This is a genomic window from Candidatus Sodalis endolongispinus (assembly GCF_018777395.1).
Lineage (GTDB): Bacteria > Pseudomonadota > Gammaproteobacteria > Enterobacterales > Enterobacteriaceae > Sodalis_B > Sodalis_B endolongispinus.
In genome coordinates this window covers 58,543-71,567 of record NZ_JAFJYC010000003.1, presented here as the reverse complement: position 1 = coordinate 71,567, position 13,025 = coordinate 58,543, and the positions used below count along the sequence as shown (strand labels likewise).

General features: G+C 51.0%; 8 protein-coding genes and 6 pseudogenes. 12 read left to right on the top strand and 2 right to left on the bottom strand.

Going from position 1 to position 13,025, the window contains the following annotated elements; all coding sequences use genetic code 11:
* From JZM24_RS17555 to JZM24_RS17535, 5 genes and pseudogenes are all read left to right on the top strand, one after another.
* Positions 1–1,545 (top strand): annotated as a pseudogene (locus tag JZM24_RS17555) (OPT/YSL family transporter).
* 21 nt (positions 1,546–1,566) lie between these two features.
* A pseudogene (locus tag JZM24_RS17550) lies at positions 1,567–2,504 on the top strand (DUF1177 domain-containing protein).
* Positions 2,504–3,175 carry an AroM family protein gene (locus tag JZM24_RS17545; protein WP_246580127.1) on the top strand — a complete coding sequence of 224 codons (672 nt, stop codon included), beginning with the start codon at positions 2,504–2,506 and terminating at the stop codon, positions 3,173–3,175. The pseudogene JZM24_RS17550 and the gene JZM24_RS17545 overlap by 1 nt, the downstream one beginning before the upstream one ends.
* Positions 3,176–3,184: 9 nt before the next feature.
* A pseudogene (gene pepE, locus JZM24_RS17540) lies at positions 3,185–3,867 on the top strand (dipeptidase PepE).
* 12 nt (positions 3,868–3,879) lie between these two features.
* Positions 3,880–4,515: an aspartate/glutamate racemase family protein gene (locus JZM24_RS17535; RefSeq protein WP_215671334.1), complete on the top strand. Its 636-nt coding sequence runs from the start codon at positions 3,880–3,882 to the stop codon at positions 4,513–4,515.
* A gap of 116 nt (positions 4,516–4,631) precedes the next feature.
* Here JZM24_RS17535 and JZM24_RS17530 read toward each other — a convergent pair.
* Positions 4,632–6,028 (bottom strand): annotated as a pseudogene (locus JZM24_RS17530) (aminotransferase-like domain-containing protein).
* 711 nt (positions 6,029–6,739) lie between these two features.
* On the opposite strand from JZM24_RS17530, the pseudogene uilS reads away from it, so the two are divergent.
* Positions 6,740–7,603, top strand: a pseudogene (gene uilS / locus JZM24_RS17525) (UilS family quorum-quenching N-acyl-homoserine lactonase).
* A gap of 120 nt (positions 7,604–7,723) precedes the next feature.
* Here the strand turns inward: uilS and JZM24_RS17520 are convergent.
* Positions 7,724–7,930 (bottom strand): hypothetical protein, encoded by a 207-nt coding sequence (locus tag JZM24_RS17520; RefSeq protein WP_215671332.1) that lies wholly within the window; start codon positions 7,928–7,930, stop codon positions 7,724–7,726.
* 1,847 nt (positions 7,931–9,777) lie between these two features.
* Here JZM24_RS17520 and JZM24_RS17515 point away from each other — a divergent pair.
* The 6 genes and pseudogenes from JZM24_RS17515 (at position 9,778) to JZM24_RS17495 (ending at position 12,980) form a co-directional block, all read left to right on the top strand.
* Entirely contained in the window at positions 9,778–10,020 is a 243-nt protein-coding gene (locus JZM24_RS17515) for a Flp family type IVb pilin (RefSeq protein WP_215671331.1), read from the top strand.
* 401 nt (positions 10,021–10,421) lie between these two features.
* Positions 10,422–10,613 (top strand): hypothetical protein, encoded by a 192-nt coding sequence (locus JZM24_RS17510; RefSeq protein WP_215671329.1) that lies wholly within the window; start codon positions 10,422–10,424, stop codon positions 10,611–10,613.
* Between the two features lie 257 nt (positions 10,614–10,870).
* Positions 10,871–11,554 (top strand): SAF domain-containing protein, encoded by a 684-nt coding sequence (locus JZM24_RS17505; RefSeq protein WP_215671327.1) that lies wholly within the window; start codon positions 10,871–10,873, stop codon positions 11,552–11,554.
* A gap of 302 nt (positions 11,555–11,856) precedes the next feature.
* Positions 11,857–11,919, top strand: a pseudogene (locus JZM24_RS19905) (hypothetical protein); the annotation flags it as partial.
* Positions 11,920–11,967: 48 nt separating this feature from the next.
* Entirely contained in the window at positions 11,968–12,270 is a 303-nt protein-coding gene (locus tag JZM24_RS17500; RefSeq protein ID WP_246580126.1) for a type II and III secretion system protein family protein, read from the top strand.
* Between the two features lie 152 nt (positions 12,271–12,422).
* On the top strand, positions 12,423–12,980 hold the full coding sequence (locus JZM24_RS17495; RefSeq protein ID WP_215671325.1) for a secretin GspD/PilQ domain-containing protein: 558 nt from the start codon (positions 12,423–12,425) through the stop codon (positions 12,978–12,980).
* Positions 12,981–13,025: the final 45 nt, after the last annotated feature.

Sequence of the window (13,025 nt, the reverse complement as noted above, 5' to 3'; positions counted from 1 at the left end):
ATGCTGTTACTGCTGGCGCTAAGCGTGTTTGTGGTGATAATTGGCGTACAACTGCTCACCACGCTTGGGGTAACGCCCAATACCGCCATCATCGGCGCCATGGTGGCGATGATCATTGCGCGTATTCCGCTCCAAAGCTTCATGCGTTTTCGCTCCATTCACATTCAAAACCTTGCCCAAAGCGCCACCTCGGCGGCCACCTTTGGGGCGGCCAACTCCTTATTGCTGCCCATCGCTATCCCCTGGTTATTCGGCCGGCAAGATCTGGTAATACCGATGTTTATCGGCGTGGCGCTGGCGATGTTTCTAGACGCCTGGTTGCTCTATCGGCTGTTCAATACGCGCATTTTCCCGGCTGGCGGAGCATGGCCGCCGGGGATTGCCGCCGCCGAGTCAATCAAGGCCGGTGATAATGGTGGCAAACAGGCGGCGCTGCTGGGCGTCGGTATTCTTATCGGGGCGATTGGCTCCTGGTTTAAATTTCCCATGGCGGCGCTGGGTACTGCCTTTATCGGCAATATCTTGGCGCTGTCGATGTTGGGCGTCGGCTTCCTATTGCGGGGATATTCCGCGCCGCTGTTCGGCGTGGATATCAACCAACATTATCTGCCACATGGCGTGATGGCCGGCGCCAGTCTGGTCTCTTTGTTCCAAATAGTCAAACTGGTCCGCCACAACAAGCACGACGCAGCGCCGGCGGCCAGTGACGATAACGCGATGGCGGTCAATCAGAATGAACATATCGGCAAAACCCTGCGATTCGGCGCGCTAGGCTTTGTTGCGATCGCCGCGACAGTGGCCCTGGGCGGTGGTCTGTACAGAGAGCTATCGCTTCCCTGGCTGCTGGCGTTTGTCGTCTATGCCGCCTTTGCCGCCTTCTTTCATGAAATCATTGTTGGTCTGGCGGCGATGCATTCCGGCTGGTTCCCCGCCTTCGCCGTCGCATTGATTACCCTGTTGGTAGGCATTTTGATCGGTTTCCCGCCCGTCGCATTTGTCATGTTATGTGGGTTTTCGACCGCGACCGGCCCGGCGTTCGCTGACATGGGTTACGACTTAAAGGCGGGGTACATTATGCGCGGTAAGGGACAACACACCCGGCTGGAGCTGGAGGGCCGCCGCCAACAATTGCTGGCGGCTATGCTGGTTTTTGTCGTCGCCATTCCGGTGGTGATGTTTGTGTTCCAGGACTATTTCAGCCGCGGTCAGGTGCCGCCGGTGGCGAAAGTGTATGTGGCGGCTATTAATGCCGTGGTTTCTACCGATATCGCTCTGTCGTTGCTTATCTGGGCCATCCCCGGCGCCCTCATCCAGCTTATCGGCGGTCCGGGCCGCCAGATGGGGGTACTGCTGGCGACCGGCCTGCTGATTAATAACCCGCTGGCGGGCTGGGCGGTGATGATCGGTATCGCTATCCGTGCGCTGGCGCTGCGTATCTGGGGAGAGACGGCGCGCAACAAGATGTAAGTGCTGGCGGCAGGCTTGATTGCCGGCGACGCGATTTTCAGTTTCTTTAGCTCGGTATTGCCGGGCGGTAAAAAATAAGCCCTACCAGAGGACAATAGAATGGGCTTAAAGCAAACGTTGCAGGTTTTTGAATTGTTGGATAGCGCCTGGGCCAGCGGCGAGAAAGTAAAAGCCTTGCTGGCCGAGTATCCCGACGTCGCCGTCAGCGTGCAGGCGGTGAGCGGCCCGAAAGGCAAAACCGATTTTGTCAAAATTGTGGTCCCCGGCAGAGACGGCAAACGCCGCGGCGGCAGTGCACCCACGTTAGGGATTGTCGGCCGTTTAGGGGGCATTGGCGCCCGTCCGAGCCGCGTCGGACTGGTGTCGGACGCCGATGGTGCCGTGGCGGCTAGCGCCAGCGCACTGAAATTGGCGGAGATGCAGCGCCAGGGCGACAGCCTGCCGGGCGATGTCATCGTCACCACCCACATTTGTCCGGACGCGCCGACTCTGCCGCACGACACGGTTTATTTCATGGACTCGCCGGTCGAAACCGAAGACATGAATGAGCAGGAAGTGTCGGATGAACTGGACGCCGTGCTGTCCATCGATACCACCAAAGGCAACCGTATTATCAACCATAAAGGCTTAGCCCTTTCCCCGACGGTGAAAGAGGGCTATATCCTGCGGGTGTCGGAGGATCTGCTGCGGGTGATGGAGATGACCACCGGACAATTGCCGGTAACCTTCCCGATCACCACCCAGGACATTACCCCGTACGGCAACGGCGTTTATCACCTGAACAGTATTCTGCAACCGTCATCGCCACCCGCGCCCCCGTGGTGGGTGTCGCCATTACCGCCGTCAGCGCAGTACCGGGCTGCGGCACTGGCGCAAGCCATGAAACCGATATCGCCCTGGCCTGTAAATTCGCCGTGAAAGTGGCCAAATAATTCACCCGCGGTACCTGCCGGTTCTTCGATGCCGCCGAATATCAGCGTTTGTTAGATTTGTACGGCTCGCTGGCGCATTTACAAAAACGTCAGCCAGGGGTGTGATGATGGCTATCTCGAAAATCGGCACCCTAACCATCGGCCAGGCGCCGTGCCCCGATATTGCGCTCCTGCTGGATGCCGCTCTGCCGCCGCAGGTCGCCTGCGTGCTGGACGGACTTGACGATGCTGCGATCACCGCCCGTTTCGCCGCACAGCCGGGCGGTGCGGTACTCACCTCCCGCCTGTTGGACGGCCGGGCGGTCGTGATGGACAAACCGGCGGTCGGCACGGCCGTGCAGTCGAAAATCAATGATCTGGAAGCGCAAGGCTGCGACATCATCGCCTTATTGTGTACCGGCGAGTTCCATGGCCAGCCCACACAGCGGGCCTGGCTTTTGGAGCCGGATCTCATTCTGCCCGCAACCCAAACCGCACTGGTAGGCCAGCGCCGCGCCGGGATCCTGGTGCCTCTGGCCTCACAGATCGGCAGCGAGAAAGAAAAATGGCATAGCCTGGCGCGTGAGCCGGTCTTTGCCGTTGCATCTCCTTATACCGCATCCGAAGAAGAGGTGGCCACCGCTGCGCGTTCGCTGGCAGCACAGGGCGCCGACATCATCTTGACCGATTGCATGGGCTTTACCGCCTGGCACAAGAACATTTGCGCACGCGAGGCCGCCCTTCCGGTGGTGCTGGCCAATCAATTACTGGTGGATTTACTGCGTAATCTGTTATGAGGAATAAGCATGGATATGCTGCTGTTCAGTAACTCGATGCTGCCCGGCGCGCCCTATCTGGCGTATGCTTATCCCGTGATTAACGCGGCGCTGCGCCAGCGCCGTAAGGTAACATTTATTCCCTTTGCCGGCGTCACCACGGATTGGGATGCCTATACCGACAAGGTCTCAGAGGAGCTGGCGGCGCTTAAGCTGACCATTGTCGGCCGGATCCGCTGGCGGCAATCGCAGAGGCGGACATCGTGATGGTTGGCGGCGGGAATACGTTCAATTTGTTAAAAGAGTGTCGGGCGCGCGGCCTGCTGCGCCGATTCGGCAGGCGGTTGGTCGCGGGGCGCTGTATGTCGGCTGGAGCGCCGGGGCAAACCTTGCCTGCCCGACCATAAGGACAACCAACGACATGCCGATTGTCGACCCCGGCGTCCTGGATGCGCTTAATCTGGTGACGCTGCAAATCAATCCGCACTTTACCAATGCGCTACCGCAGGGGCACCAGATAGAAACCCGCGAGCAACGACTTCGCGAGCTACTGGCGGTGGATCCCCAGCTTGAGGTTATCGGCCTGCCTGCCTGAAGGTAACTGGATTGAGGTTAGCGGCGGCCAGCCGCGTTTGGGCGGCCCGAACCCAACCTTGCTGTTCTCTGCTGCACTGCCCGCCGTCACGCTGGCGAGCGGCCATTGCTTTGACTAACAGGAGCCTCTTATGCTGGGGATTATCCGAGTATTAACCCATGACGATCCACACTTCGTACAAGAGCACGGTCGCCTCATTCATCAAGCCTATGGCATAACGTCAGTCAGCCGCTGTATTCCCGATCAGCGCAAAGGCATTTATGACGCCGAGAGCCAATCGTTGGCGATACCCAAAATTGTGGCATTGGGACAGGCGTTGGCGGCTGAAGGCTGTCACGCGCTTTTTTTAAGCTGCGCTGCCGATCCGGGACTGTCGGCGTTGCGTCAGGCGGTCAGCCTGCCGGTGATTAGTGCCGGCAGTGCTTGTGCCAGCGTCGCCGCCCTGCTCAAGCGACCGGTGGCGGTGATGGGGATTGGTGCCGAGGTGCCTTTGCCGTTCAAGCAGTTATTGGGGGCCGCGGTCAGCTATGCGCGGTCTGAAGGTGTGCTCAACACCACCGATCTCCTGACCGCTCAGGGGCGTGAAAGCGCGTTGGCCTGCGCCGACGGGCTGTATCGTCAAGGCGCGGAGGTCATTGCCTTCTCCTGTACCGGTTTTTCGACTATCGCCCTGGCCGACAGTATCCGGCAGCAGTTGGGCAAAATCGCCATCGACGCGGTCAGCGCGGCAGGACTGTTTATCAGTCAATTGGCGCCGGAACGTTGAGGGCGAACGCCCAAGTGGTGAGGGGACTTAGTGCAGGACTGCGAGCCTGGCCACCAACTTCTGCGTCGCTTAGTGCGCCGGGGCTGCGCGCCTCCGATGACGCAGTGGCGCGGGTGTCATCCCGTGAGCTGCTGCATCGTCTGGGCCAACTGCATGATACCGGGCTCAATCTGGTCCGGCGCAATGGCATGAAAGCCGAGCCTGAAATACGGCTCCGGCGCATCTGGCCCGAGAAAATGTGCTTTACCCGGCTCTATCAGCACTCCCCGGTGTGACGCCAGCCACGTTAGCTGGGTAATGCTCACCCATTGCGGCGCCTGTAGCCAGAAAGCATTGGCGTGATCGCTCCCTTCGCTGCGCCGGCACTCCGGCAGCCAGCACGTCAAGGCATGATTCAGACTTTTCCAGCGACGGGCGGAATCCTCGCGATAACGGTGTAAGTAGGTTTCGTAATACCCTTGAGCAAGAAAGTGCGCCATCTGGTACTGGATATTGGTCGGCGGATGACGATAGGCAAGCCGGCGCAACGCACGCAGCTTATCCACCACTTCTGAGTGCGCCACCAAATAGCCCAGACGCAGCCCCGGCGACAAGGATTTGGACAGGCTGCTGACATAGATCACCCGGCTGTGGATATCGCTGGCCTTAAGCGCCGTCGGCGGATTGGTCGCGAAGGGTGGGCGCCTGATGGCTGGGGGTAACATAAAAGTAATCACAGTGTCGGGACGCATCGCTCAGACAAATTCCATCGCGATCAAGCAGATGCGGCAAGATTTGCGCTCCCTGTAATGCGAAGGCGTTAATCGCCTCACGGAAAACCGGATTTTCCACCGCCACTTGTGTCTGACCATTGAACAGTAGTTGCGACAGCATATGCAGTGCGTTCTGCGATCCCAGGGTAATGAGAATTTCATCGCTGCGGGCAATAATCCCGAGCTTGGGCAGGATCCGCTGGCGTATCTGCTCTACCAGCAGCGGGACATCCTGATCGATATTGTCATACATCCAACGCTGATCGCGCCGAACGCCGGTGATACGGCGCAGCGTATCGCGCCAATGGTCGTAGGGAAATAGCGTGCTGTTTGGTTGCCCGTAAACGAAGGGATAGGGATAATTCATCCACAAAGCCGGTTTCATCACGGCGAAGAAATTACTGGGACTAACATTCAGCCGCCTGCTCCAGACCGGCGCATTCTGCGTTTGCCGACCGGTTGGCGCATCGGGCACGCACTCTGCTCGTGTGCTGGCGACATTGGCACGACAATAGTCCTGATGCAGGTAGTAACCACTGCGGGGACGACTGATAAGATAACTATCGTTCAGCAGGCTTTCATATACCAACGCGACGGTATTGCGGGAAATGGCCAGTTGAGAATCCAGTTTACGGCATGTGAGGGCAACGGTTTATCGGGCAGAAAGATCCCCGCCAGGATGGCGGCAATCAATTTTCCCGTAATTGCTCCTGAAGGCTGCGGTTTACCACGAAATCGACATGAATACTGTGAGTTGTCATACCACTGCCTCGTTTCCGCCTGGTAAAAATAATATCACCGCCAACGGCAGCACGATGGCTCCCCGGTCGGTTGAAGGACATAAAGCCGCGGTGACACATTATCGGGCACCGCTTCGCATCTACCCCGCATTAACGTCGAAGCGGGGCGGCGAGGAATGATCGCAGGCTGTCGCCGCTCAGCGTGCGACACCTCCCGGGCTTTATCTCTACTTTACAAACGGCCTCGCTGACATGAATAGGGTTAGTTGGCCGACAGTCGTGAGACACGCCGACAACACCCGACAATCTTCCCTGTGCTCGGTCGCCTGCATCGTGCTTTCTCTGCGTCAACACGTTGTGTGCAGTCGCTCTCTTTGATGTCAGCCCTTCTTGAGATAATGCAGTGGATAAGTGTCACGCGCCTTAAACCGGCCTAATCATCCTTTTAATGCACAGTGAAAATTAATAAGTGAAACACCTCCTTCATTGAAATATCCTAAACATTCCTCAAATGGAAAAGTAGATTAAATTGTTTTGTTTTAATTAAATAAATATTTTATAATGCAAATTGTTTGCATGTTTTCCCATGTCGCGCCAGACATCGATGAAACATTTTGCCCTATTCTCTTGGCACGGAAGTGCAAGGGTTAATAGAGGATTGAGATAATCTCATTGCGTCTCAAATAAAAAAGTTCAGCCGCTATAACTGTTTGTCATAGGAGGAAAATCACCATGGAAATCATCACAACAAAATTAAACCCCGTCATCGCTGTAACATTGCGTAAAACAGAGGGGATGGAACCGAGGCCCATTATCATTCTATGTCACGGTTTTTGCGGTATTCAGCCCATTTTAGTGCCCGCTTATGCCGAAGAATTTACCCGGGCGGGATTTACCACCCTCACTTTTGATTACCGTGGCTTCGGCGACAGCGACGGAGAACGCGGACGATTGGTGCCGGCAATGCAGATAGAGGATATTCATTCGGTTATCGTCTGGGCCAAACAGCAGCCTGGCGTGGACGCGGCGCGCCTCGGTCTTTAGGGAACATCGTTTGGCGGCTGCCATGTTTTTGGCGCGGCGGCGGATAATCCTGACATCAAATGTATCGTTAGTCAGTTAGCCTTCGCAGATGGTGAAAAGATCGTGACCGGTAAAATGAAAAAAGCCGAAAAAGACGCCTTTTTTCTCGCCACCCTGGATAAAATGGCGGAGAAAAAACGTCTCACGGGCAAGGAAATGTTCGTCAGCATCACAAGGGTATTGAACGACGAGGAATCAAAAGTGTTTTTTGAGCATAATAAGATCCGCTATCCGGCAATGGACATCAAAATACCTTTTTTGACGGTTCGGGAAACATTGCGCTATAAACCAAAAGAGCATGCGACCAAGGTCATGTGCCCGACGCTGGTTGTGCTGGCGGAAAAAGATAATGTCAATCCACCTGAACACGGAATTGAACTCTATAACGCGCTACTAGCACGTACCAAGCAGCTTTATATCGAGCCCGACGCTCGTCATTATGACATCTACAGCGGGGAGTATTTCGCCAATATCATCGCGGCCAAGACAGCATGGTTCAAACAGCATCTATGAAGCGGCCTGCGGCACAAAGAAATTGATGCACGTTATTGGTAACGCATCAAGTTCGCTCCGATGCGAGGTGAGCGCTTTTACCCAACGGGGCTGTCGCGGGGGGAGCAATAACAGAGAAGATTAAACCACGGCGGTGACTAAGTGGCGGTGAAGAACCCCATCATCAAGCGCCAGGCGCGCATTAGCGCAACGATCCGTCTTGATAATCTCCAGCCGGGTTATCACCGTGATAGTCACGTCGATTTCTGCCGGCAACCGCCCAAGCGTTCCCATGGCGATCGAAACCAAACCGCCATGGGAAGAAAAAAGAACGCCGTATGCCTGCAAGTTAAAGAGTCATAACCAGGAAACTCGTCAACATAATGAGTGCCACCCTGCTAACACAATAACGCGCCGACAGCACCAGGCTTGTGAGATTCGTCCCTCCACTATCTGGCAGGATCCTCAATGGCTCAAAGCGACATGAGGGCCGCACAGAGTCGGTATCAAAGGAAATTATAAAGGCCACACTCACTTTAGCGGCGAGTTAAAACCTGTTTAAGCCCTCCATCGCGGTGGGGAAATATGAGAAAGGCACCGCGGCTACAGATCAAGGCCGGCGGGTTTTGCCATAGTGACGCTGAAGGCTTATATCTCTCAGGCTGGCTGCTGGCAGCGGCAAAAAAACTTATTCGAGTTCCATAAGTATCGGCTGAAGGGGGAAAGTCCTGCAGCTAAACACTATCTGACGCTGTGCAGCAGAGGGTAACCCGTAGGAGGGCGCCCATTCAGCGGCGGGAATTGAACCTGCTGGGCAGGGTGCTTAAGTTGAGATTCCATTTAGTCACGGGTGCTGAGGTCAACGTATGTCATGACTTGGGTTGTCAAACGCCATCGTCGCCCAGAGGCTTAGACACAGCATTTCCGCTTTATCCACGCTATGATCTCAGAACTTTATCACCCTACTGCCGCGACGAACACAACCTCCAAACCGGTTTATTAACTTCATTACTTAACGGTATGGTGCATGTTGGAACATCACTATTGGCTATAGCACCCTATGCCCCCTATCCACTGCTCTGCGAAAATAAGTGAAAGAATGTATATAAGAATCCAAAAATTTAACACCCCTTTGTTCCTTAAGAAAGGAAAACAAAGATAATTATTATTATATCTCAGGTTATTCATTTATCGGGTGCTTTACTCACTTTAGACTGCATGTAAGGTTTATGAGAATTAATGAGTATATGATGTTTCCCTAATGGGTATTATCGAAGTGACATGCAGGATATGCTATCGATTCTATGGACATATTAGAAAATGTACACAATAATAATATACAGGAGTAGTTCCGGAGCTGGACATGGATTGTATGAATAAACAAGATCTAATGTTTATCCTCGATAAGGGGGTAATATTTATCCCAGAAAAACGACGACTGATCTCAAATGGAGGAAGATCTATTGAGTTGTCAGAGAACAGCTATCGATTTCTACTGCTGCTGCTTGAGTGAGAGACGGACAAACAGAATCTGATTAATCAGGTTTGGGCAGAACAACGAGGCTCGGTCAGCGAAAGCAGCTATTACGGACAACTGTATTTGCTACGTAGAGCATTCAACCTAGTAGGCTTACCCAATTCGCTTATCAAAACTATTACTCGTAAAGGCGTTAAGTATTTTGGTCACGTCACTAGCGAAGTCTTTCATGAGTCGGTGATCGAAAAATTGGCAGACCACTCCCTACAACCGACCCTCACTTGCGAAGAAAAGGAAAAAATATACCAGCACCAGCGCTCTCTCACCCGCTAACACAGGAAGAATCACCAAAATGGCCAAACAGCTTAAAGCGACCATGTGTGACTGGTACCAAGGCCGTAGCTGGGATATTTTTGTTTCTCTCCTGGCCGTTCTGGCGATGTGCTGGCTGACAACACTTATTTTTACTATTTTTTTCTGCTTAATAAATGATAAGGCAAATTTGAGAATATGTAAGAGCGCAATGAAGACAATTAAGAGATATCAGGATAGAAATGATGGCCTCAACCGGAATGAGGTTACGAGAGATTGCTACAGGTAACCGTTCGTCAGTTTAGAGCTGGCGGTTAACATTTAAGGTTGTCACACGGAATCAGCTTGCTTATTAAGGAAGCGATTACCTTATTTTAAAGTCATATTTAAAAAGATGAGTAAGAAAATGTTGTCAGCAACGAAAGCAAAAAAGTACTATCCGGGTTTCACTACGCGCTGTCGTCAGTTTTTCAAAGATCAACGCGGCGTCACTACCATCGAATATGCCATGCTTGGGGTAGGCATGGCGGTATTGATTGTGGCGATAACGGGCAAGGACAGTACCTTCAACAAAAAGATGGTAGAAGCATATACAGACGTCGCTACCAAAATTTCTGAGGCAACTGCGAAAATAACTCTATCTAAATAAAGATTAATTTATATCCCCCTGGATACACGCACGAAAACAATCAATAACAACAATGAATCTTATTAATTTCATGTAAGGCATATGTTTAATAAGTTTAACCTAAGTTAATGTTGGCTCAGATACACCTAATAAAAGAAATCAAAAGTTCTCACACTTTCTTGGTTTTAGATTTGCTGTGGGGTGAAAACATAATGTAAGGTTTCTTCAGCACAATAGATGAAGAGGAGTAAATGACGACATAACCCCTGGTGGGGTGAAGTGAAACAGATTTTCAAAAAACAGGAGGCATAAGCATGGCAAAAGTGGGGGGCGCGAAGGCGAACCTCCCTTGCTACGAGCTTGAAACCATGAGTAAAAGAAACATATGAAGGCTGGCGGTCATAATCGAGGAATTAACAGTCATGATGACAGCTATTCTGGTCACCGGTAGTATCGTATTCTGCTTACTGGTGCGCGTTGCTATCACTGATATTTGCGCGCGGACTATTAGTAACCGCGACCTTGCTATTTTGCTTGCGGCATATTGCCTGCTGATTCTATTCACCGGCAAGGTGCCAAACATAGTATTGGCGGTGACTGTATTCAGCGTCTGAATTATTATTTTCATGAGCAAACTCATGGGGGGGTGATATTAAGCTATTAACCGTGTTATCACTGTTTTTCGATTGGTCATCTTTTGCCTTGTTCCTACTGACTACCCTCCTATTCGGCGGTCTGATTGCGTTGGTGGGGATCCTATTTTATCGTCAAGCAACATTACGTTTGGGCGTGCCGTATGGGGTAGCTATAGCCATCGCATTTGCATTATCCGACACAAGCCAGGCAATTTTTTTGAAAGTGGGATCTTTTCATGAGCTATAGATGGTTATTTATATTATCAATTGTAGTGACTGCAGTCGGTTTTGTCGGCATTTTCCTACAGCTGCAGCAACCCGACGAAACCAAAGAAGGTAATCAGATCACTATTTTAGCGGAGGTGGCGATAAAAGACTTAAAACCTAATGATCTTTTGACGGATCAAGACTACACCTTACAGTATATTGATACCAACAAGTCCGATAATGACAAACGCGATATTAGCAAAATCAATAATGAAAATATTGCAGGTTTTCGGCTCAAAGAGCAGATAGCGAAAGGAGATCATTTCACTATGGCGGTCCTGGAACAACCGGTAAGTCGAATTGTGGCCGGTCATCATCAACTTCCCTCAGGGGTACTTTACCACTTCTCCATTAGTAAAAAAGATGAGTACTTACTGACCTCCGTTACAAATGGCGATACCCTTTCAATCTATATAAAACTAACTGAAGTACGACGCCAAAACCACACTGCACTCAATAACGAAGACAGCGACAGTCATGGCGTCAATGAAAATAAAGACCAGGTTATTTATCGCCTGTTTAAAAATGTACCGGTTGTCAACATAGAACGTCGACCTTCAAAGGAGATGGCTGGCGCTGACAATGATAATTTACTGGGATCGGTGGCATTAAAGCTTACCATCGCACAGCTAGCTGAGATAAAATTGACATAAAGCATGGGCGAGATACTACTCCTGCCAAATGATGAAAAACAACCGCTTTCATTCAGGGTAAGCACCAAAAAAGTGTTACCTCAATTCAACAATGTAAACGAATTGAGAGGGTAATTTTGATGCAGGCCTGCAAAAAGTACAAGTCGCTCATCCAATCCCTTCGCATTTTAGCCGTGGGAGTTTTAACGTCCATTGCGCATGTGACATGCGTTGGTGCAACGGAGACCTACCTCGCGCCAGGGGATACTCAAGTCATTCATGCGCCACACGCCATTGATACAATTTTTATTTAGTCGCCGAATATCGTCGATTATAAATTAGTTGGACAAAAAAATATCTTAACTTATGCAAAAGCAGAGGGCCTTGGCGATCTCATTGCATTCGACAAAGAAGGGAAACAAATTTTAAAAACCATGCTGGTGGTGGATCAAATACTCAAGGAACTTCACAGTCGTATCGCTACTGAATTCCCTGGGAGTCAAGTTCACTTATCTAAAATTGGCGACACTTACATTATCTCTGGCGAGGTATCAACGGAAGAAGCTTACGACAGAATCAATCAGGTCGTCGCTAATGTTCATGGCAATGAAAAAACCATCAATAAATTACAGAAACCATTGACAAACCAAATCAACGTTAAACTTTCTGTGATTGAAGTACATCGGCGCTTGAAAGAAAAGTTAGGCATCAATTGGAAAAGAATTACCGTGTTGTAAAGCACGGATAACATAATAGCAGGGGTTCCCATCTTAAAAAATTTAATGCTGAATCTGTAATTAAATTAGTACAAGCAGTTAAAGATGAAAAGATGGCAAGAATTCTGGCGGAGCAAAACCTGACAGTGTTATCGGGTTAAAGAGCTGAGTTTTTGGTAGGCGGAGAAATTCCCATTGTAACCACCTCTACTAACGGCAGCAACGTGACTTATAAATCATACGGCATCAAGCTCAAAGTTGGGGCAAAAGCACGCGACAGTCAACATATTCGTGTGACGCTGAATGAGGAAGTCAGTAGTGTATCGAAAGAGTATGTCACCGACTCCAAAACAACGTTGCCCGCGCTGACAACGCGTCAAGCAAAAACAACGGTAGAACTGGCGGACGGGGAAAGCTTCCTACTAGCTGGACTCATCAGTAATGAAGAAATGCAAGGGATGGCACAGCTTCCCTTTATCGGCGATGTTCCTGTGTTAGGTGCGCTTTTCCGTGATGTAAACAACGAGCAAGAGCGTAAGGAATTAGTCGTGGTGGCCACGGTAAATATGGTAAAACCTACTTTTGCGCAAAATGTCCCGTTGCCTGACCTGAAACGCTCACCGTTATGGGCTACATTCCTTAATCTCAATAAAGTCATTAATAAAAGCGGCCGTAAACGGGTTCAGGATTTCATCGAAAAAGGCGGGTTCATTAAGTTATGTGTTCAATAAAGTGTTTTATAAAAACTTAGCTCAATGTTGCTTTGACATTAGTGA

What these genes read in the sequence shown, in the direction of transcription:
- JZM24_RS17545 (WP_246580127.1), top strand. Translation starts at nt 2,504, where the DNA reads ATGATGGCTATCTCGAAAATCGGCACCCTAACCATCGGCCAGGCGCCG.
- JZM24_RS17535 (WP_215671334.1), top strand. Translation starts at nt 3,880, where the DNA reads ATGCTGGGGATTATCCGAGTATTAACCCATGACGATCCACACTTCGTA.
- JZM24_RS17515 (WP_215671331.1), top strand. Translation starts at nt 9,778, where the DNA reads ATGTTGTCAGCAACGAAAGCAAAAAAGTACTATCCGGGTTTCACTACG.
- JZM24_RS17510 (WP_215671329.1), top strand. Translation starts at nt 10,422, where the DNA reads ATGATGACAGCTATTCTGGTCACCGGTAGTATCGTATTCTGCTTACTG.
- JZM24_RS17505 (WP_215671327.1), top strand. Translation starts at nt 10,871, where the DNA reads ATGAGCTATAGATGGTTATTTATATTATCAATTGTAGTGACTGCAGTC.
- JZM24_RS17500 (WP_246580126.1), top strand. Translation starts at nt 11,968, where the DNA reads ATGCTGGTGGTGGATCAAATACTCAAGGAACTTCACAGTCGTATCGCT.